The sequence below is a fragment of the Moraxella sp. HMSC061H09 genome (genome assembly GCF_001809255.1).
Taxonomy (GTDB): Bacteria; Pseudomonadota; Gammaproteobacteria; order Pseudomonadales; family Moraxellaceae; genus Moraxella; species Moraxella catarrhalis.
Genome location: NZ_KV796838.1, coordinates 93218 through 114235, shown reverse-complemented (window position 1 = coordinate 114235; position 21018 = coordinate 93218). Strand labels below are relative to the sequence as shown.

General features: G+C 40.0%; 18 protein-coding genes and 1 tRNA gene. 9 read left to right on the top strand and 10 right to left on the bottom strand.

Features of this window, described 5'->3' with window-relative positions; all coding sequences use genetic code 11:
- Positions 1-7: 7 nt before the first annotated feature.
- Together HMPREF2573_RS02630 and HMPREF2573_RS02625 are read right to left on the bottom strand one after the other, a co-directional pair.
- Positions 8-976 (bottom strand): LysR family transcriptional regulator, encoded by a 969-nt coding sequence (locus HMPREF2573_RS02630; protein WP_003657549.1) that lies wholly within the window; start codon positions 974-976, stop codon positions 8-10.
- 148 nt (positions 977-1124) lie between these two features.
- Entirely contained in the window at positions 1125-1625 is a 501-nt protein-coding gene (locus tag HMPREF2573_RS02625) for a L,D-transpeptidase (protein WP_003657550.1), read from the bottom strand.
- A gap of 216 nt (positions 1626-1841) precedes the next feature.
- On the opposite strand from HMPREF2573_RS02625, the gene argG reads away from it, so the two are divergent.
- From argG to HMPREF2573_RS02600, 5 genes are all read left to right on the top strand, one after another.
- Positions 1842-3188 carry an argininosuccinate synthase gene (gene argG, locus HMPREF2573_RS02620; protein WP_003660304.1) on the top strand — a complete coding sequence of 449 codons (1347 nt, stop codon included), beginning with the start codon at positions 1842-1844 and terminating at the stop codon, positions 3186-3188.
- A 173-nt stretch (positions 3189-3361) separates the two neighbouring features.
- Complete coding sequence (gene pyrC / locus HMPREF2573_RS02615; RefSeq protein WP_003663057.1) at positions 3362-4429, top strand: dihydroorotase; 1068 nt, start codon at positions 3362-3364, stop codon at positions 4427-4429.
- On the top strand, positions 4426-5124 hold the full coding sequence (gene rnt, locus HMPREF2573_RS02610) for a ribonuclease T (protein ID WP_065249038.1): 699 nt from the start codon (positions 4426-4428) through the stop codon (positions 5122-5124). The genes pyrC and rnt overlap by 4 nt, the downstream gene beginning before the upstream one ends.
- Before the next feature lie 47 nt (positions 5125-5171).
- On the top strand, positions 5172-5660 hold the full coding sequence (locus tag HMPREF2573_RS02605) for a YajQ family cyclic di-GMP-binding protein (RefSeq protein ID WP_013108086.1): 489 nt from the start codon (positions 5172-5174) through the stop codon (positions 5658-5660).
- A 161-nt stretch (positions 5661-5821) separates the two neighbouring features.
- Positions 5822-5897 (top strand) — tRNA-Glu (locus HMPREF2573_RS02600).
- A gap of 116 nt (positions 5898-6013) precedes the next feature.
- On the opposite strand, the gene HMPREF2573_RS02595 is transcribed toward HMPREF2573_RS02600, so the two are convergent.
- The 8 genes from HMPREF2573_RS02595 to ffh all read right to left on the bottom strand — a co-directional run bounded on the left by HMPREF2573_RS02595 (position 6014) and on the right by ffh (position 14221).
- Entirely contained in the window at positions 6014-6748 is a 735-nt protein-coding gene (locus tag HMPREF2573_RS02595; RefSeq protein WP_003671708.1) for a pirin family protein, read from the bottom strand.
- Between the two features lie 360 nt (positions 6749-7108).
- Positions 7109-8737, bottom strand: a complete 1629-nt coding sequence (locus tag HMPREF2573_RS02590) for an inorganic phosphate transporter (RefSeq protein ID WP_003660308.1) — start codon at positions 8735-8737, stop codon at positions 7109-7111.
- A gap of 167 nt (positions 8738-8904) precedes the next feature.
- Positions 8905-9819 (bottom strand): 4-hydroxybenzoate octaprenyltransferase, encoded by a 915-nt coding sequence (gene ubiA, locus HMPREF2573_RS02585; protein ID WP_003673312.1) that lies wholly within the window; start codon positions 9817-9819, stop codon positions 8905-8907.
- The gene (locus HMPREF2573_RS02580) at positions 9816-10079 is read right to left on the bottom strand and encodes a hypothetical protein (protein ID WP_049156389.1); all 264 of its coding nucleotides are present in this window, start codon (positions 10077-10079) and stop codon (positions 9816-9818) included. The genes ubiA and HMPREF2573_RS02580 overlap by 4 nt, the downstream gene beginning before the upstream one ends.
- Positions 10080-10134: 55 nt before the next feature.
- Positions 10135-10950, bottom strand: coding sequence for a class I SAM-dependent methyltransferase (locus HMPREF2573_RS02575; protein WP_003671712.1), 816 nt, complete (start codon positions 10948-10950; stop codon positions 10135-10137).
- 42 nt (positions 10951-10992) lie between these two features.
- On the bottom strand, positions 10993-11835 hold the full coding sequence (locus HMPREF2573_RS02570; RefSeq protein ID WP_003657559.1) for an undecaprenyl-diphosphate phosphatase: 843 nt from the start codon (positions 11833-11835) through the stop codon (positions 10993-10995).
- A gap of 139 nt (positions 11836-11974) precedes the next feature.
- The gene (gene tsaB / locus HMPREF2573_RS02565) at positions 11975-12661 is read right to left on the bottom strand and encodes a tRNA (adenosine(37)-N6)-threonylcarbamoyltransferase complex dimerization subunit type 1 TsaB (RefSeq protein ID WP_003671714.1); all 687 of its coding nucleotides are present in this window, start codon (positions 12659-12661) and stop codon (positions 11975-11977) included.
- A gap of 15 nt (positions 12662-12676) precedes the next feature.
- Positions 12677-14221 carry a signal recognition particle protein gene (gene ffh / locus HMPREF2573_RS02560; protein WP_003660316.1) on the bottom strand — a complete coding sequence of 515 codons (1545 nt, stop codon included), beginning with the start codon at positions 14219-14221 and terminating at the stop codon, positions 12677-12679.
- Between the two features lie 224 nt (positions 14222-14445).
- On the opposite strand from ffh, the gene HMPREF2573_RS02555 reads away from it, so the two are divergent.
- The 4 genes from HMPREF2573_RS02555 to HMPREF2573_RS02540 all read left to right on the top strand — a co-directional run bounded on the left by HMPREF2573_RS02555 (position 14446) and on the right by HMPREF2573_RS02540 (position 20958).
- Positions 14446-15237, top strand: coding sequence for a cytochrome C assembly family protein (locus tag HMPREF2573_RS02555; RefSeq protein WP_003657562.1), 792 nt, complete (start codon positions 14446-14448; stop codon positions 15235-15237).
- Between the two features lie 75 nt (positions 15238-15312).
- Positions 15313-15618 (top strand): YbeD family protein, encoded by a 306-nt coding sequence (locus HMPREF2573_RS02550; RefSeq protein WP_003657563.1) that lies wholly within the window; start codon positions 15313-15315, stop codon positions 15616-15618.
- On the top strand, positions 15615-17048 hold the full coding sequence (locus tag HMPREF2573_RS02545; protein WP_070472467.1) for an exonuclease SbcCD subunit D C-terminal domain-containing protein: 1434 nt from the start codon (positions 15615-15617) through the stop codon (positions 17046-17048). The genes HMPREF2573_RS02550 and HMPREF2573_RS02545 overlap by 4 nt, the downstream gene beginning before the upstream one ends.
- Before the next feature lie 19 nt (positions 17049-17067).
- Positions 17068-20958 (top strand): AAA family ATPase, encoded by a 3891-nt coding sequence (locus HMPREF2573_RS02540; RefSeq protein ID WP_070472465.1) that lies wholly within the window; start codon positions 17068-17070, stop codon positions 20956-20958.
- Positions 20959-21018: the final 60 nt, after the last annotated feature.

Genomic DNA, 21018 nt, shown 5'->3' with positions numbered 1-21018 from the left:
ATGGCTGCTATGCTTTGATGACTTGATTTTCTTCAGCAATGACTTGTCGTGCCACATGCAAAATTAACTGGCGTAACCAGCGATGAGCAGGATGATGCTGAAGAAGCGGTGACCATGCCATGGTCAGCTCAAACTCGGGAATAAAAAATGGCGGTTCTTTGATGATAATATTAGGATGATTATCTGCTTGTAAGCGAGCGACTCGTGTGGGCAGTGTTGCAATTAAATCTTTATTCGCAACAAGCATTGCAGGCATCTGATAATGCCTAGTAAATACACTGATTTGCCGCTTTTGACCAAGTCTTTGGAGTGCTTGGTCAATGGAGCCAAGACCACCTGACTTTTCAGGATTGACACCAAATCCCACGCCCATACCTGTCTTTGATACCCAAATATGGTGTGCTTTTAGGTAATTTTTTAAATTAAAACGATTGGCATAGGAACTGTCTGCCGATAAAAGGCAGCTGAATGTATCTCTCCAAACCAAAACTTGATGAAAGCTTTGTGGTATCTCATTAAAGCGATTAATCGCCAAATCCACCCGCCCTTGCTCCATGTCTCGATAAGAGACATCTGATGGCGTCAAAAAATCCAAGATAACATTAGGTGCTTCACTACGCAACGCTTTCACCAAACGAGGTACCAGTGTTGCTTCTGCATAATCACTGGTCATAATGCGAAACACTCGAGAAGTACTATATGGACGAAACTCGGTGCGTGGCTCAAGTAATGTTGTGATGTCTAACAATACCTCACGAATGCGTGGCTGTAACTCAAAAGCTCGTTCAGTTGGTGTCATGCCCTCAGATGAACGCACCAAAAGTGGGTCATTAAATAATGAGCGTAGTCGGCGTAGAATATTGCTCATTGCAGGCTGCGTGATGCCAAGCTGTTCAGCTGCACGAGTGACATTTTTTTCTCGTAATAAGACATCTAAATAAAATAATAAATTTAGGTCAACTTTTTGTAAATTCATACAACTACCTTTAGGTGGTGCTTTAATCAATTGGTGCGATCAACAAAAATTATTTTTCTTGCAATGATGATATCTGACAACCGTCAATTACTTTTACTTTGGCAAATGCCATCTTTGTGGTATCAAGTCATCGTATTAAGATGGTGTATCATTGAATCAGTACCAAATCTCCAACCTCAACCTTATCAAATAACCAAACAATCTCATCAATACGCATTCTGACACAGCCGTGCGACATCGGCCGACCCATAGGCTCTGTGTCGGGCGTTCCGTGAATATAGATATACCGTAACTTAGTATCAACCAATGCCCCTGTCTTATCCACGCCATGATTATAGCCATTGATTTGACCTTCAAGCCACAATATCCGCCCAAGTATCCAATCTCGATTAGGGAAATTTTGACCCAACTGTACATCATAAAGCTCGCCAGTAAATTGCCTTGCAACAAACACGGCATTGGGAGGCAAGCCACCGCCAATCTTTTGACCGATGACATGTTCACCAAGTGGTGTGCAACCTGTACCCTCTAGCTGACCTGTGCCGTTTTTTGCGGTTGAAACGGCAAATTGACGCAACAAAATATTACCTTGATACAAAGTTAAGCACTGTGATTGGGTGTCAATCACGATACGCCGATCTATAGTCATGATTAACTCCTAAACCATAATTAATTCCTAAATAATAGCTATCATTTTTTAAAATGATAGTATAACAAAAGCATCGCATATTTGGCATAATAAAGTGTTATAAAACTCATATTTTTACAACAAAAAGCAAATTATCTTAGGTTTCATATCCAATCATCATAAAAAATGTTATAATTTATTGATAATTTTATTTAGCCATATATCAAGGATATTCATATGAGCAACGCAACTATTTTGCAGCATCTGCCTATCGGTAAAAAAGTCGGCATCGCTTTTTCGGGTGGTTTGGATACCTCAGCTGCCCTGCTTTGGATGAAGCAAAAAGGGGCGCTGCCTTATGCTTACACGGCCAATTTGGGCCAGCCAGACGAAGATGACTACAATGCCATTCCTACCAAAGCTAAACAATATGGTGCGGTCAAGGCACGGTTGGTAGATTGCCGTTTACAGCTTGTTCAAGAAGGCATTGCTGCCATTCAGTGTGGGGCATTTCATGTAACCACAGGTGGCATGCCTTATTTTAACACCACACCATTGGGTCGTGCGGTGACAGGGACGATGCTGGTTACTGCCATGAAAGAAGATGATGTTCATATTTGGGGTGATGGTTCAACCTATAAAGGCAATGACATTGAGCGATTTTATCGCTATGGTTTGCTTGCCAATCCTGAACTAAAAATCTATAAACCTTGGCTTGACCAAACATTCATTGATGAGCTAGGTGGTCGGACTGAGATGAGTCAGTTTTTGATTGATAATGGCTTTGATTATAAAATGTCTGCTGAAAAAGCCTATTCAACGGATTCTAACATGCTTGGTGCAACGCATGAAGCCAAAGATTTGGAGTTTTTAGATGCCAGCATGCACATCGTTGAGCCAATCATGGGGGTGCGTTTTTGGGATGACAGTGTCAGAGTTGCTACCGAGACGGTTACAGTCAGTTTTAAAGAAGGTGTGCCAACAGCGTTAAATGGTGAGCATTTTGATAGCCCTGTTGATTTGATGTTAAAGGCAAATGAGATTGGCGGTCGTCATGGGCTTGGCATGACTGACCAAATCGAAAATCGCATCATTGAAGCAAAATCTCGTGGTATTTATGAAGCTCCCGGTATGGCATTGTTGCACATCGCTTATGAACGACTGCTGACAGGCATTCACAATGAAGACACCATTGAGCAGTACCGTATTAATGGCTTGCGTTTGGGCCGTCTGCTTTATCAAGGGCGTTGGTTTGATTCACAAGCACTTATGCTTCGTGAAACCGCTCAACGATGGGTTGCCAAAGCCATCACAGGTGAAGTCACGCTTGAGCTACGCCGTGGCAATGATTATAGCATTTTAAATACCAAATCACCAAATCTAACCTATGAAGCTGATCGCTTATCTATGGAAAAAGTTGAAGATGCTGCCTTCACATCGCTTGATCGTATCGGTCAACTCACCATGCGTAATCTAGATATTGCAGATACACGCCAAAAATTGGGGCTGTATGTCCAATCAGGATTATTAGGCTTCGGTGGTGGCAATGCTGTACCACAGCTTGACTATCAAGATAAACACTAATCTTAGAAAACTCCCAATCAAGCAATTGGGAGTTTTTGATATCTCCACTTAGTGATATAAGCAGCCTAAATTTGGATATCAGCTGTCATTTTTATCAAATTTGCTCTTAAGCCTTGACAAAAATACCAATCCCTACAATAATGAATTTTTTGTATACTTTTAGACCAAAGTAGATGATGACAAAGACATTAACTCTCATTCAGCCAGATGACTGGCATATCCATCTGCGTGATGGTGAAGCTCTGGCAACCACCGTTCGGCATGCGGCAACCAGTTTTAACCGTGTGATTTGTATGCCTAATTTGGTGCCACCTGTTAAAACTGCCAATCAAGCCATCGCTTATCGTGAACGCATCTTAAAGGCATTAAAAGACAGTGATTTACCGGCCACTCGCAAAGATAGTTTCGATCCACGCATGGTGCTTTATTTAACCGACCAAACCACTGCCAAAGATATTGACGATGCCGCACAAACAGGCATTGTATCGGCAGTTAAGCTATATCCTGCTGGAGCAACCACCAATTCAGCTGATGGTGTAACTGATATTTTGGCACGCAGCTTGGTATTTGAGGCCATGCAAAAGCATGGCATACCGCTACTGGTGCATGGTGAAATTACCGATAGCAACATTGATATCTTTGATCGTGAAAAACGATTTTTGGATGATGTGCTAAATAAAATTATCACACAATTTCCGAATTTAAAAATTGTCATGGAGCATATCACTACCGCCGATGCAGCGGATTTTTGTCTTGCTCAAGGCAATCACATCGCAGCGACAATTACCCCGCAGCATCTTTTATTTAATCGCAATCATCTGCTGGTTGGCGGTATTAAGCCGCACTATTATTGTTTGCCCATTTTAAAGCGTGCTGCACACCAAAAGCGTTTGCTTGAAGTGGCAACCAGTGGCAATCCTAAGTTTTTCTTAGGGACAGATTCCGCCCCTCATGCCACACACACGAAAGAATCATCGTGTGGCTGTGCAGGTTGTTATAGTGCCTTGCACGCTCTACCACTCTACGCCATGGCATTTGAAAGTGTCAATGCACTTGATAAACTTGAAAACTTTGCCAGCCGATATGGTGCACAATTTTATGGCTTAGCAATCAACACCACTCAAATCACCCTAATAAAACAACCACAGACCATACCTGAGAGTTTTCATTATTTAGGCAATAAGACGCTGACACCGTTGTTGGCAGGTGAAGTTTTACCTTGGCAAGTGGTTGGTATATGAGCAAGATAGTCAAACCAACCAAAACTCTCATCGCTGAACGATTTCGTGGATTTTTGCCAGTCGTGATTGATGTGGAGACTGCTGGATTTAATGCTGCCACCGATGCATTGCTTGAAATTGCTTGTGTGCCGATTTTGATGGATAATGATGGGAATCTTTATCAAGGTGAGCCATTAAATGCACACATTGAGCCATTTGATGGTGCCAATCTTGAGCCAGCTGCTCTAAAATTCACTGGCATTAATCCTGATAGCCCCTTTAGAAAAGCCATCAGCGAAAATGAAAAAACCGCCTTGTGTCGTATTTTTAAAGCATTAAAAGCCCTAAAAAAAGAACATGGTTGCCGTCAGTGTATTTTGGTTGGGCATAATGCACATTTTGATTTGGGATTTTTAAATGCTGCCATTGCACGAACCAATAGCAAAAACCATTCACCCTTTCATACTTTTAGTGTATTAGATACGGTGAGTTTTGCTGCATTGACTTATGGTCATACCGTTTTGGCAAAAACTTGTATGATTGCTGGGCTTGAATTTGATAATCAACATGCACATTCAGCACTATACGATGCCCAAAAAACTGCTGAACTGTTTTGCCATATTGTCAATCAAAATACACTTTTATCAACCAATCATGCCAATTTAACTCAAAATGACACGCCAACCAGCCCCCATCAGACGCCATCGCTGACTTGATGGATAAATTTAAAAATTACTTAAAACCAATTATAAGGAGAATTATCATGCCATCTTTTGATGTGGTTTCAGAATTACAAGTTTTTGAGGTTAAGCACGCAGTTCAAAATACTGAAAAAGAGGTTGCCAACCGCTTTGATTTTAAAGGCAGCGATATCAGTATTCAACTGAATGAAAAAGCCAAAACAGTTACCATTACCACTGATAATGAATTACAATCAGATAATGTGTATGCGATTTTTGAAAAACAATTGATTAAACGAGGCGTTGATTTACAATCACTTGACCCACAAGATAAAAGCCAATCAGGGAAACAAACCAAGCAAATCATCCATCTAAAAGATGGCTTAGACAGCGATACCGCCAAAAAAATCTCAAAAACACTCAAAGAATCTGATTTAAAAGTATCTGCCAGTATCCAAGGCGATAAAATTAGAATCAGTGATAAGAAAAAAGATAATCTGCAACTTGCTATGGCTTTTTTAAAAGAAAAGACATTTGGCATACCTTTACAATTTAATAACTTTAAAGACTAGCAGACCAAATTATTTTATTGAAAATCAATGACTTATTAATTTTTATCAAAATTTTTATATAAAATGATTGACGATTAAAAATATCATGATATAATGGCAACCAATTTCGGATCAATGGTGAAAGCACCGAAATTCAGCAAAGGTTAGGCTTTGCAAACTGCGTCCCATTCGTCTAGAGGCCTAGGACACCGCCCTTTCACGGCGGTAACAGGGGTTCGAATCCCCTATGGGATGCCAATATTTTAACACGCTCAGTACATTACTGAGCGTGTTTTTTATGCTTAATTTTTATTTGACAACAATCATAATCATACCAACGGCATCAATAAACCTTACCTTAATGAATAAATGAATTAAGGCTGATTGGTATTGGGTGCAATATCCATTGGCACATCCATCAATAAGACTTGGGCGTCGCTGGTCGCAGTCAATTCAAAACCATCCACATCCCAAATACCCAAACCATCACGCTCGCCAAGTTGTCGATCGCCAATGTTTGCACTACCTTTGATCACAAATACATAAACACCATTGCCTGACTTTTTGATTTGATAGTAGCGACTGGTGTCTTTATCAAAGTTGGCTAATGAAAACCAAGCATCTTGATGAATCCATACCCCATCATCATCTGCATTTGGCGATAAAATTTGTTGAAAATCATTTGGCTTGGCTTGATCGGCAATGGTGACTTGTTGATAGCGTGGTTTTATGCCATTTTTACGAGTTAAGACCCAAATTTGTAAAAACTTCACTGGCTTATCAGCGTTAGCATTCATTTCGCTGTGAGTAATGCCTGTACCAGCAGACATAACTTGGATATCACCATTTTTAATGATACTGCCATTACCCATGCTGTCTTTGTGTGCCAAATCACCACTCAAAGGCAGTGAAATAATTTCCATATCTTGATGCGGATGTCTGCCAAAGCCCATTCCGCCTTCAACACAATCATCATTAATGACACGAAGCACACCAAAGCCCATACGCTGTGGATCATAATACTCTGCAAAGCTAAAGGTATGACGGCTTTTTAGCCAACCATGTTCGGCATCACCACGAGAATCAGCGGCATGAAAGACGGTTTTCATCATTTTCTCCAAAGGTATTGATTATTAATGAATTATAAGGCAATTCATTGATGCGATAAACGATCATTTATAAGACTTAATGACAAATATAGAAATTATATCATTAAGAAAAACCAAGCAACAATTTAAGGGCAAAGATTATCAATATCAACCCTTTTAGCGATTGTATTTATCTATTTTTAGATTTAATTTATTTAATTTTATTAAAATTTATTATTATTTTATATATTTGCATTTGATTTTATCATAAAAATTAAATCATAAAAATGAAAAACATTATCCCTTTAAATATCAGATCTAAAGGGATTTAGCGGCTTAAGATTAACACAAGCCTATAAAATAACCGTTTTGTGCTGTCAATCAAAGAAAATATGTAAGCAATAGGAATGAAATAGCGCTGATAGTTGCTGCTGCTGGTAAGGTAATAACCCAAGCCAAACCAATAGGTTTCATCAAACGCCAATTGGTATTTTTATTCACCAAACCAATACCAAGCACAGCGCCCACCAAAATGTGCGTACTTGAAACAGGAATGCCCAAGCTAGAAGCACCCATGACAACTGCAGCTGCTGCAAGCTCTGCTGAAAAACCTGAAGCTGGATGCATTTCGGTAAGGTTGGTACCAACTGTTTGAATAACCTCTTTACCAATAAACCATAAACCTACAATCAGTGAAACGCCAAAGGTTAGCATGACAGGTGCTGGCACCGTTGCCTGAGCCTCAACTGCGTTATTTTTAATCACATCCATAATGGCAACAAAAGGACCGACTGCATTGGCAATATCGTTGGAACCATGGCTAAAAGCAAAGGCACATGCTGTAAATACCTGCATCCAGCTGAACATAACAAAAGTCGCTTTACCTAAGGCTTCTTTATGTTTACCACGAATGGTTTTGGTATAAATAAAAGCGGTCAACCATACCAAAGCACCCAGCATACCCATCACCAAACCAGCTTGGAGAATGGATAATTGTAAACCTGTATTTGCCAAACCCTTAAATACAACCATCGCTGTCATAATCACCGCACCCAAAGCGGCAATGAGTGGCACCCATGTCTTTAAAGCCTTTAGTGTATCAAGATTGTCACGGCGGCGTTCAAGGTCAAAAATGGCACGGTAATATTGGGTTTCTAAATCATCACGCTGACAATCACCGTCTTTAAAAGCCTCTTGGTCACGCAGCAGTGCATTGGTATATGGCAACTTTTCTTTATCATCAAGTGTCTCAAAATACTCTTTTTGTTCACGCTTAAGTGCCTTTTTTTTGGCTTTAATGGTCTTAACGACCAATTCCGCTTTATCATTATATGCCAATATATTTTTTTTAATAATACTGTATAATAAATATGATAATGCCCCGCCTAATACAGGCGATATCACCCAAGAAAGTGCAATATCACGAATCTTTGACCATTTGACCGTTGAAAATGCAAAATCAACCCCACCGATACTAATGCCAAGCACGATTGAACTGCCCACAATACCACCAATAATGGCATGTGTGGTTGATACTGGTAGACCACGCTTCGTTGCAAATAATAGCCAAAATGCCGCTGCAACGAGTGCTGAAAGCATCAAGTAAATAAACTGATTTGGGGAAACGCCCAATTGACCGATATCAACAATGCCGCTACGAATCGTATCTGTGACCGCTGCCCCCGCCAAAACGGCACCTGATACCTCAAAAATTGCCGCAACTGCCAACGCCTGAGTGACTGATAGCGTACCTGCACCCACGGATGTGCCAAATGAGTTGGCAACATCGTTACCGCCAATGTTGAATGCCATAAAAATACCAAAGAAACTTGCAATCATAAACAATAGCACCTGCTGATGCATTGTGTAGACCAAGCCCCATTGGATAAAATAGATACTCATTCCAGCCAATAGCAAACCAAAAAATAGATTGACTGCTATCGGCGTGGCTTGTTTTGTAGAATTTACCATAAATTCACCAAAGATAAACGAAAAAACCACTTCAAACAACCTAAGTTTCCAAGGTTTTTATGCAGTGGCTTAGTTACTTAAGCTGTACAAATTATAAATTTGGTTTATGACAATTTGATGACAATTTAGCAAAATGCCAAAAAGTTTCTTTAAAATAACAGAAAATAATAGGCAGTCAATTTTTATAAATTTATAACATGATAAGATTATCTAAAATAAATCAAACAAAAAATCACCGTCATGGTCAAAATATACCGCCCCACCCAAACATTTTCTTTAAAGGCGATAAAGCACGCTAAGCGTTCACGATTGGCGATAAGCTGATATTGCCGAAAAAACATCGCAAGCACAGGCATAAATGTCATAATGCACAGCCATTTGGGCAAATCATCAAAATAATGCCAAAATGAAACACTCATCAGCACCGTAAAGATAAGGTTCAAACCTATGATAATTGTGACATCATATCTACCAAAGAGTATGGCGGTTGATTTTACACCAATTTTAAGATCGTCATCTCGGTCACACATGGCGTACTCAGTATCATAAGCAACCGTCCAGCACATATAGGCAATAAATAGCACCCAAGTCCATAAATCAGGCGCACCTTGTACAGCGACAAATGCCATCGGAATTGCCCAGCCAAATGCTGCTGCCAATACCAATTGCGGTATATTGGTAAATCGCTTCATAAACGGATAAATAAATGCCAATAATACCGCACCCAAAGACCAATAAAAAACTGATTTGGGTAAAAAAAACAGCAAGCACGCCGCCAATAATGATAAGCCAATAAAAGTGAGTACTGCCGTTTTTGGTGACAGCCTGCCGTCTGCCAAAGGTCTTGCATGGGTGCGTTTGACTTGTCCATCCACCTTTCGGTCAGCAAAATCATTGATGGCACAGCCAGCAGCACGCATCAAAATCGCTCCCAAGGCAAAAATCACAATATGCCAAAAATTTGGTAATGCATTTTTACTTGCATAGACCAAAAATAATGCCCAAAGCGTGGGATGTAATAACAGCTCAGTGCCAACAGGTTTATCAAAGCGTGTCAGTTGCAACCATGCAATGAACTTTTCGTTAACCGTCATGGGTGCGTGGGTCTTAAGATTTTTCATGAGTGATTCTTTGGTGGGCTTACCATGACGTACAACTGCACGGCTTGCCTTAAGCTAATTTCTGGAAATTTGGCACGAATGGCTTTGATGGCTTTGACTTGTGGTAAATTTGCTTGCGATTGTGCGTACTCAAGCCATTCTTGTTTTTTATAGACAAACAACGCATCTTCAAGTTTTCTGATGCGAGTTTTTTGTGTGAAATTTTGTATTAATATCAAAACATTTAAGGCAAGGTATGCCCATATGATCCAGCCATCCATTTTAAATTCTCCCAAATAAATAGGTTTTCATAACCAGCCTATTGATAAATGATCATTACCCCAGATGTAAGGCTGAGTATCCGTTTTTATCATAGCGATCAAATCTTAATGCGTCGTTTTGAATGCTGTGATTTGGTGGTTGTTGAACAAAATATGGTGCGCCGATTGGTCTTTTGATAATCAGTCTGCCATTTGGTTTAATCATGTTCATCGACCGACAAAAAATCTGGTGTGCTTCTGATTGTGTTGGTGGTGCTGCCAATTCATGCAACGCTTGCATCTGCTTATTTACCTTGGCTTTATAGCTATCTTTGGGAAACATCGGATCTAAATACACACAGTCAAATTCCCCTGTCATCTCACTGGTATCTTTGTAAATAATATCCATACGACCCAAAAGTCCTTGCCAATTTGCCACTTGAGCCATTGCCTGATATTCATAATAGAGTAGTAATGCCATCACAGGATTGCTCTCGCACAAAGTCACATGAGCGCCACTACTTGCCAAAATTAGGGCATCATGACCAAAACCTGCTGTGCCATCTAGTACCGTCATACCTGCTTGAGGTTTACATGCCTGCAAAATTAGCTCTGATTTACGCCCTGCTGTCACAATGCGATGCTGAAGTGCTGACCAATTTAGTGTAGATTTGATGATTGTTTTGTCTTCGACTTTGATTAATGTTGGTGTGTTTTTTAAGATGGCGATGATGGGTGTATCGCCAGTTTGTTTCAACTGTAAAATTTGCTTATCATTGAGCTTATTGTGCCGGTGTACCACCCAGTCAAGTGGCAAATCATACGCCTGACAGATAGACAAAAGCTCATCTACTACGGTATTTGGCTTGTCATAAATCAATGATAATCGCACAATCGCTCTCTAAAATGTCAGTTTATTACTTAAAAGGATGACTCAAGCTTGGATTTGATAATTAAACCCAAAAAATGCAATCAACACCAAAACACCTGTCGCAATTCGCAACCAAGCAAAAATCATAAAGTCTTTTTGGCTCACCCAAGCCACCATCAATCGAATGCACAAAAGTGCGATAACAAAAGACACCCCCGTCCCAATCAGCAAGATCAGCCAATCAGTTAAGGTCTGTATTGCATCAAAATGCTTAATTAAATCAAGCAATGCAGCACCAATAATTACAGGAATGCCTAAGAAAAAAGAAAACTCCGTCGCCGCCTTGCGAGATGTCCCCAAAAGCAGCGCTCCAATAATCGTCGAACCTGAACGACTCGTCCCTGGAATCAATGCCAAGCACTGACACAGACCAATACCAAGTGCTGTTTTAAAGCTGATATTTTCAGCTTCTGGTGCGTGGATTGGACGAGGGTTTTTTTCAGCATAAATGATAATCAATGCACCTAAAATGAGCATGGTTGCCACCACCAAAGGATGAAACAGTGCATTGGTGATAAAATCCGCCATCGTAAAACCAACCACAACCACAGGCAAACTTGCAATCATCAAAGAAAAGCCAAGCTGTCTTGGCTTGGTAAGATCTGGTGAATGCCCTGTCACCAATCCTATGAACGCACCCCAAAGCCTGCCCCAATAATCATAAATGACCGCTAAGATTGCACCCAATTGAATAAATACAATGAATAAATTGCGAAATTCACCACTTAAAAAATTCATGATATCTGCAGACAAAATCAGATACCCTGTGCTTGAAATGGGCAAAAATTCAGCAATGCCTTCCACCACGCCCATTATGATCGCTTTGATAATCAGCAAAATATCCATCAATCATCTCAAAAATAAAAAAATAGACACGCCACCGCTTCAACCAACTTGAACACCATCAGCCCAATAAGGCTTGATTGGCTGTTAAATTAAATACTACCATTGACCAAATACATCACGATAAAGTGGTCAATCGTCGTTATTTGCCTTGCTCAGCCAAAGTTTTCCAAGCATTATCTCTAAGATAAACAGGTAAAGCGTGTTCTGCACGCACTGCATGACCTTGTTGATATTCACCCCAAGCCAATCGAGCGATATCGCTTGCTGTTGGTTGAAGTTTTAGTTTAATATTGGCATTTGTGTTAATTAAAGATACGCCATCACCAACGATAATATCAGCAGGCATGGTACTGCCATAATCTACCAAAAATTCGTTGCCATAGACATTGCTGATATCTACGATTGGCTGAATATTATCATGTTTGATCATAAAATTACCAGCATAGACTTGATTTTGGCGTGCATCCATAACCGCCGTGATGTACGATGATTCTGCAAATCGGTGTATCTGATGTGCCGTGTCTGCCAGTGCAGTCAAACTTGAAACACCTACGCACAAAGTTTCATGTGCCACCGATAAAGCTTGTACCACTGCGGTATTAATGCGAATGCCACTAAATGCACCAGGACCACGATTAAACGCCAAACAGTCTATGTTTGATAACTTAATATTCGTCTGAGACAACGCTTCATCCACCAAAGATAAGATAATCTCGGTTTGACCACGACCACCTGGCACAGTCTGTTCATAAATTACAGTACCATCTGCCAAAAGTGCAATCGAACATTGCTCAAATACCGTATCAAATGCCATTAAATTTGACATAACAGCCACCACCCATCAAAAACGCTTTTTAAAGTTTGGTGGAAGCTGACTTTGCATTTCTTGCATCTTTTTTTGCATCTCTTCCATGCTGGGCATATCTTCTGGCTTTAGACCCAAATCTTGCATGGATTTTTGCATGTCTTGCATATTGGGCGTACCTGCTTGATTAGTGTCTTTATTACCAAATAAAGGGCCACCACCTGACATACCACGAGCCAGACCCTGCACCGCTTTCATCATTTTACCAATCCCATCAGGGCGGCTGATCATTTTCATCATTTTTGCCATTTGTTTGTGCTGCTTGAGCAGGCGATTAACATCTTGAATCTGCCTACCTGAGCCTGCAGCGATACGGCGTTTGCGACTTGGTGTGATTTTATCTGGATTTTGGCGTTCAAACGGTGTCATTGAGTGGATGAGTGCTTCCATTTCTTTGACTTTTTCTTCAGGACGAGCTTCTTCCATGGCTTTTTGGATATCAGCACCGCCCAAGCCTGGCATCTTATCCAAAAATCCTGCCATCCCACCTAAGTTTTTCATCTGCTGGAACTGGGTCAGTAAGTCTTCTAAATCAAACTCGCCACCTTTTTGAATTTTTTTTGCCATTTTTTCGGCTTTTTCACGGTCAATTTTTTGTTCAACTTCCTCGACCAAAGACAGCACATCACCCATACCTAAAATACGCTGAGCAATACGCTCTGGGTGGAACAACTCAAGCGCTTCTAGTTTTTCACCACGACCCAAAAACTTAATCGGCTTACCTGTAATTGCACGCACTGAAAGTGCTGCACCGCCACGCGCATCGCCATCGGTTTTGGTTAAAATCACACCCGTCAAAGGCAGTGCATCATTAAATGCTTTGGCAGTATTGGCCGCATCCTGACCTGTCATCGAATCCACCACAAACAGCGTCTCCACAGGATTGACTGCCTTGGTTAACTCCTTGATTTCACTCATCATCTCATCATCAATATGCAGACGACCTGCGGTATCAATGATCAAAATATCTTGATACTGAAGTTTAGCCTCATCGATGGCTCGGCGTGCGATATCAATTGGGTTTTCATCGGTTGTTGAAGGTACAAAGCTTGCACCGACTTGTGCTGCCACCTGTTCAAGCTGCTTGATGGCTGCTGGACGATATATATCAGCTGATACCAGCATGACCTTTTTATTTTGTTTGTCTTGCAAAAACTTAGCCAGCTTGCCTGCAGTAGTCGTCTTACCTGCACCCTGCAAACCTGCCAGCAGATACACCAAAGGTGGCTTACCCGTCATCTCAAGCGTCTGATTGGCACTGCCCATCATCTCAGTGAGTTCATCATAAACGATTTTAACAAACGCTTGCCCTGGGGCGAGTTCTTTGAGTACTTCTTGACCAAGTGCTTGTTCCTTGACGCGTGCGACAAAGTTGCGTGCAACTGGCAATGCAACATCCGCTTCAAGCAGTGCCATGCGTACTTCTCTTAGAGTGTCTTTGATGTTGTCTTCGGTCAGCTGTCCTGTACCTGCGATATGACGCAAACTACCAGAGAGTCGTTCAGTTAAAGTATCAAACATAATTTTTCCAATGTGTTATTTCAAAGTTTGGACATCGCTTAAGATTTATCTGTCATCATTTGGATATCCATAAAAGTATTGCTACAAATACCTGCTATTTTATGCTAAATTAGGTAAATATTCCAATTTAATTGCACGATTTATGCTGATTGTTAGGATTTGGAGCAAAATTCTTTTACCGATATTATCCAAATGATTAATCAGACATCAACAAAGGGGTAGCCGTGCTTGTTATTTTTTTACTGTGTCTGATACTTTATATAGGATCAGGTCTTTATTTGGCATATGCCTTATTTCAAGATACACCGATTCATCGGTTGGTGCTTGGCATATTGATTTTTGCCATCTTATTACATGGTTGGGTGTTGACACCTGAAATCATCACGCTCTACGGACTAAACTTTAACTTATTTAACACGCTAAGCTTAACTAGCCTATTTTTTGTACTATTTTATGTATTATTTGGTCTGTATCGCCCAATTTTAAGCTTAGGGATTTTGGCGGTACCGATGGCAGCGGCTGGGGTGAGTTTGGGCTATTTTGGTCAAGTAGCTTATAAGCCACTCACGGATTTATCAAACACTCTACAAATTCACATTTTGCTATCATTTGCTGCATATTGTGTGCTACTGATGGCAGCCGTTCAAGGGGTGCTATTACGCTTACAAATTCGTGAGCTTAAACGCAAAACCATTCATCGATTTTGGGTCAGTCGCCTGCCATCTTTACAGAGTATGGAGAGTCTTTTGTTTGATATGGTGCTGACTGGATTTGTGATTTTGAGTATCGCACTTGGGTTTGGTCTGGTTGCAACTTATGACATCTTAGATCAACATTTGGCACATAAGATGGTATTTAGCTTGCTGAGCTGGCTATTATATGGGCTTTTGATTGCTGGTCATTATCGCTACGGCTGGCGGGGTAAGCGTGCCGCAAATTTTGCGGTATATGGATTTTTATTGCTGGCGATCGGTTTTGTCGGCTCAAAGGCGGTGATGGAATTTTTAATCGGCTAGCTTTTGATGATACTACTTTAATTTTGACAAAATTCCCCCATCTTATCTCTACACCAAAATTATTTAGGATAACTCATGACCAATACGCCAAAAACCCCAACACGCACCGAAATTCAAACGCCTGAGCTTTGGAATTTTCCTATGGATTATCCCATGAGCATCATCGGACACGAAGGACATCATGAAACATTGATCAATGAAGTCAAACTAATTTTAGCAGAAATTTTTCCTGAATTTGATGCAGCGACCATGCAGGTTCGTCCATCTCGCACAGGTCGCTTTCATTCTGTACGCGTGAATTTGTATTTAACCGATGCCGATCAAGTCAATCGCTTGTATACCGCTTTGGATAAAGCTGCAACTGTGCGTACCGCTGTTTGACCCAAGACCGCTGTTTGCGGTCTTTTTTTGATAATTTGGCAACTGTCATGACGATATTTAAAACACATCTAACCCATCAAAGCCCCATAACACCTGCCCTACCCAAGCCCAAGGATTCGCTGCGGCTATTACATACATCTGATTGGCATTTAGGCAAGCTTTTATACAATCAGTCACGCTATGATGAATTTGCTAAATTTTTAGATTGGCTGATTGAGGCTTTGATATTACATCAGGTGGATATTTTAATTATTGCTGGCGATATCTTTGATACCATGACGCCAAGCAACCGTGCAGAATACCTTTACCATCACTTTCTTGCCTCCGCCTTTAAAAATCACATTCAGCACATCATCATTGTCGCAGGCAATCATGACTCTCCCACCAGCCTACAAAAAACCAAAGAAGTACTCGGCGTGCTAAATACCCATGTGATTGGCAGTGTCAGCCAAGACAAATCTGATGAGCTCATCGTTCTAACAGATGATGTAGGCATCCCAAGTGCCATCGTGATGGCAGTGCCTTATATTCGTGATCGTGATGTCAGAAGTGGGATTGATGCCAACTCAATCCACCAAAAAAATCAGCTCTTACTGGAGGGTGTGGCCGAATATTATCACTCTTTAACCAATCTTGCCAAGGATAAGCAGCAAGCCGTTTATCACACTCACCAAAAAACCATCCCCATCATTGCCACAGGGCATCTTTATGCTGCTGGTGCTGCTGTCTCATCCACCGATGATGGCATGCGTGATATTCAGATTGGAACACTTGGTCAGATCAGTAGCCAGATTTTTGATGATGCCATTGATTATGTGGCACTTGGTCATATTCACGCTGCCCAAAAAGTTGGTCAAAAAAACCACATCCGCTACAGCGGCTCGCCAATTGCGATGGGATTTGGGGAAATTGGACGCCATAAACAAGTGCTGATTGTTGATTTACCACTCAATAAAAGTGTACCGATATCAAAGTTGCCAAAGAATGATGATTTGCATGGCGAAAATCAAGATAACAATGCCATATCAATCCATAGCCTACCTGTGCCAATTTTTCATAGCCTTGCTAAAATCTGTGGCGATATGGCGTTTATTACCAACGCCATCGATACACTAAAAACGCATGATGAGCCTATTTGGCTTGAGATTGAATATGTTGGCGACACCTTAGTCGCTAATTTAAAACAGCACATTTCCAATCTGCTGGAAGGCTCAAACATCTCTGCAATTAGTATCAAAAATAAAGCCATCCATCAAGGTAGCCTAAAATTGCACACCCCTACCCTAAATTTAGAAAAACTTGATGAAATGGATATTTTTTATCAGCGGCTTGATAAGGAAAACTTAAATCAAGATGAAAAAAATGATCTCATTGGTGCTTATCAAGAGTTAATCAAAGCCATCCAGGAAACTGATCATAAAGCCGTCTAATTTTAAGGGTTAAATCAAAATGAAAATCTTAAAACTCAGCTTTGAAAATATCAACTCCTTAAAAGGCAAATGGCAAATAGATTTTGAAGATGCCGCTTTTTATCACCATGCTCTATTTGCCATCACAGGCCCCACAGGTGCTGGCAAAACAACGATTTTAGATGCCATTTGTTTGGCGTTGTATGGTGAGACGCCCCGTCTGAATATTTCTGCCACACAAAATGAGCTGATGAGTATTGGTACTGCTTTTGCAGCCAGTAGCGTGATTTTTCGTGCTAATGACAAAATTTATCAGGTCAGTTGGTCACAGCGTAGAGCCAAACAAAAAACCGATGGCAATTTACAAGCCGTCAGCCGAGAAATCAGCTTACTTCAGCATGCCAACGACACGCATGGAAAAATTCTTGAAGAAAAAGCAAGCTTAGTTAATAAGGAAGTTGAGCGTATTTTGGGCATGAATAAAGTCCAATTCACTCGGTCGGTCATGCTTGTGCAAGGTGAATTTGCAGCGTTTTTACAGTCAGATGCCACTGAGCGTGGTCAAATTCTTGAGCAGATTACAGGCACACACATCTATGCCAAAATTGGTCAAGCGGCCTTTGAAAAGCATAAAGAACAGCTTAATTTATTAAAAAATCTACAAATTAAATTAGGAGAAGTCAATTTATTAAATACAGAAGAATATGATGGATTAATTAAGAAAATTAGCGAAATCACGCAACAAAAAAACTTGCTTGAAACACAAATTAAGCTGATGAGCGATCGCCAGAAAATTGCCAATGAATACCAAACCTTAAATCAGGAAATGGCTCATTATCAAGCAAAACTGATCGAGCATCAAGAAGCCTTAACAAACTTTGAGCCAAATATACAGCGCATGAAACACGCTCATGATGCCAAAAATTTGCAGCCGCTTTATACAGCGTTTCATGAGTACCATCTTGAGTATAACAATAAACAAGATCAATTGATTATACTAAATCATCGCTTAAATGAAATCCAATTAAGCCATCAAAAGCGTAGCCAAACACACAGTGAGCTTAAAGAAAAATTTAACAAAATAACTGATGATTATGAAAATTTAAAGCCAACTTTGCAAGCGGTTCGCAGGCTTGACCAACATATTGCCTCTTTGCGTAAAGAGCATCAAAGCATGATCCAAACCCTTGAAAAAACAAAGCAGGACTATACATCTACACAAAATTTACTCAAAGAAACTCAGTCAAATCAGTCAGCTTTGGTACAAGATATTGACACCATTCAACAAAAAATTAAAGGCATTGACAGCGAAAATTTAAAGAAAAACTTAAAATTATGCGATAATCATATCTCACAATACGATACACTCATTCAAGCAATAACACACGCCCATCAACAGCAGCTTTGGCGTATCAATGTATTTAGCAATCATCTTCATGAACTCAAAGATAAGCGAGAGCATTTTAAGTCTGTTAATCTAAATCTACAGTCTATAGATAATCAAATTGGCACTATAAACATAAAAATTATTGATAATTTAAACTTAACAAAAAAAGATGATATTAATGTAGATATTTTACAAAAAAATATAGAAGATCAGTACGAAAAAATCAAGCAGCAAACACATCATTTATATACGCTAGAGCGAATCTTGAAAGATTATGAGCAATATGCACGCATTCAATCTGACATCAGCGATACAAACCGTAAGATTATCAACCTACAAGAAGAAAAAATCAAAATTCAGGATATCTTAGAGACAGTTTCTCAAAATATCCATCAAGCAAGCCAAACCCACAAAGCCATCTTGGAAAATTATGAGCTACACAAGCAAATTTTATACATGAAAATGCACTTTGACCAACTGCAAGATGGTAGTCCTTGTCCACTTTGTGGCAGTACCGAGCATCCTTTTAAATTACAGCCCAATCATTTGGACGATGAACATGCCAAACAAGCCAAAGAAAAATTAGTATTCTGCGAAAATCAGCTTAACGAACTCAATCACACCGCTACTCAGCACACGACCACATTACACAAACTGCAGATGGCTTTGGATGATCATCAAGAGCATCTAAATACTGCACAAAATACAAGTAACTCTCTTTATCATGATCTTAATGCCCTATGGCAAACGATCGCCAGTGAATGCAGCCTAGAACATGCAAATACCCTACCAAGCCGAAATACTATTGGAAAATTTATTAAAAACAGTCAAGATAAAATTAAAAATCTAGAAGAGTCTTATCAGCTGAGCAATCGGCTATTGCATGAACTTAATCAGCTGATTGCTCAAAAAGATAGACAAATGATCGAAAAAGAAAACTTGAAAATCAATGGTCTAAAGCTTCGTGATGATGCTTTGGTGCTGATGCGTGAGATATATGATGGTAAAGTACATTTTTGCGATCAACTATTATCTGCATTTTATCAGCTCATCCAAGCACAAAATACCATCAGCCTGCCAAATGAGCTTAACGCCATTAAACAGCATTTGTCTAAAATCACCACTTGGTACGATAATATCACACATCACACCCAAGGCGATGTTCTACCAGAAGCTGAAGCATTCAACCCTAGCCCGTTAACGCTCAAGGAAGAAGAGTTTGGCAAAGTTCAGTATGTGTTATCACAAACCAAGCAAATGCTTGAAAATCAAGCCAATCAAGCCACCGCACTCAATGAAGATTATATCAATAAGCAAACCAAGCTGATTCACCTAGACGCTCAAATCAACGCACATACCAAAAAAATCCAAGAACTCACACCTGTTATTGCTGAGCTTGAGCATACGATGGCTAATAAAGTGCTTGAAATTAAAACACAAACCAACGAACGCATCACTTTATTGGGTGATAAAAATCCTGATCATACTGAAAACAATTATCAAGATAAGCTAACACAGATAAGACAGCAGTTAGAAAATGCCACTAAAAATGTACATGATGATATTGCCGACTTACATGCCCAAAAAGCAACCATTGAGAGCCTAAATCTAACCATAAAAGAACTGGCCAATAAACTCAGCCAAAGCAAGGTAAGCTTTGAGCAAGCACTGATGGCATCGGAGTTTGATACTCAAGCGGAGTTTTTGGCGGCATTAATCTTAGAAGATGAGTTAATCGAGCTAAAAACCGCTCATGATACTCTCATTAATCAACTAAGCCAAACGACAATATCAATCAATAACTGTCAAGAAAAACTTGATAATTTAATCAAATCAAATCCCAATGTTCATCAATTCAAGCTTGAAGATTTACACACAGAGCTCATCAATCTGCAACAACAGCTAGAGAGTGTCAACCAATCTATTGGCGAACTTAACGCCATCAAAAATAGTGAGCTTCAAAACCGTCAGCGGCATACACAGATTCTTAAAGACATCCAACGCCAAGAACAAGAAAATGCAATTTGGGCAAAACTTGATATGCTGATTGGCTCAGCAGATGGTAAAAAATACCGAAACTTTGTGCAGGGTTTAACACTGGATTTGGTGCTACATCATGCCAATCAAATTTTAGCAAAAATGAACGATCGCTACTTGTTGACCTTTGATGCAGACAGCTCAAGGACACTTGAAATCTTAGTGACAGATCTTCACCAAGGCGATGCGGTACGCAGCAGTAAAAATTTATCAGGTGGTGAAAGTTTTATCATCTCACTGGCTTTAGCGCTCGGTTTGTCGCAGATCAATAGCCAAAATATACAAATTGAATCACTATTTTTGGATGAAGGCTTTGGTACACTGGATGAAACCGCTTTAGATTTGGCACTTAATACCTTATTTGAACTACAGCAAAGCGGTAAAAGCATTGGTATTATTAGCCATGTCGCCAGCCTAAAAGAACGCATTGATACCCAAATTATCGTTGAAAAACATGCAGGCGGATATAGCACCTTATATGGTGCTGGTGTCAAAAACCTTTCTTAAATCAAATCAATTTTAACAATAAAAAACCTTGTTAGCCATAACAAGGTTTTTATGAAATCG

What these genes read in the sequence shown, in the direction of transcription:
- HMPREF2573_RS02580 (WP_049156389.1), bottom strand. Translation starts at nt 10,079, where the DNA reads ATGGATGGCTGGATCATATGGGCATACCTTGCCTTAAATGTTTTGATA.
- rnt (WP_065249038.1), top strand. Translation starts at nt 4,426, where the DNA reads ATGAGCAAGATAGTCAAACCAACCAAAACTCTCATCGCTGAACGATTT.
- pyrC (WP_003663057.1), top strand. Translation starts at nt 3,362, where the DNA reads ATGATGACAAAGACATTAACTCTCATTCAGCCAGATGACTGGCATATC.
- HMPREF2573_RS02540 (WP_070472465.1), top strand. Translation starts at nt 17,068, where the DNA reads ATGAAAATCTTAAAACTCAGCTTTGAAAATATCAACTCCTTAAAAGGC.
- HMPREF2573_RS02630 (WP_003657549.1), bottom strand. Translation starts at nt 976, where the DNA reads ATGAATTTACAAAAAGTTGACCTAAATTTATTATTTTATTTAGATGTC.
- argG (WP_003660304.1), top strand. Translation starts at nt 1,842, where the DNA reads ATGAGCAACGCAACTATTTTGCAGCATCTGCCTATCGGTAAAAAAGTC.
- HMPREF2573_RS02570 (WP_003657559.1), bottom strand. Translation starts at nt 11,835, where the DNA reads ATGGATATTTTGCTGATTATCAAAGCGATCATAATGGGCGTGGTGGAA.
- HMPREF2573_RS02605 (WP_013108086.1), top strand. Translation starts at nt 5,172, where the DNA reads ATGCCATCTTTTGATGTGGTTTCAGAATTACAAGTTTTTGAGGTTAAG.
- HMPREF2573_RS02550 (WP_003657563.1), top strand. Translation starts at nt 15,313, where the DNA reads ATGACCAATACGCCAAAAACCCCAACACGCACCGAAATTCAAACGCCT.
- ubiA (WP_003673312.1), bottom strand. Translation starts at nt 9,819, where the DNA reads ATGAAAAATCTTAAGACCCACGCACCCATGACGGTTAACGAAAAGTTC.
- HMPREF2573_RS02595 (WP_003671708.1), bottom strand. Translation starts at nt 6,748, where the DNA reads ATGAAAACCGTCTTTCATGCCGCTGATTCTCGTGGTGATGCCGAACAT.
- tsaB (WP_003671714.1), bottom strand. Translation starts at nt 12,661, where the DNA reads ATGTCAAATTTAATGGCATTTGATACGGTATTTGAGCAATGTTCGATT.
- HMPREF2573_RS02625 (WP_003657550.1), bottom strand. Translation starts at nt 1,625, where the DNA reads ATGACTATAGATCGGCGTATCGTGATTGACACCCAATCACAGTGCTTA.
- ffh (WP_003660316.1), bottom strand. Translation starts at nt 14,221, where the DNA reads ATGTTTGATACTTTAACTGAACGACTCTCTGGTAGTTTGCGTCATATC.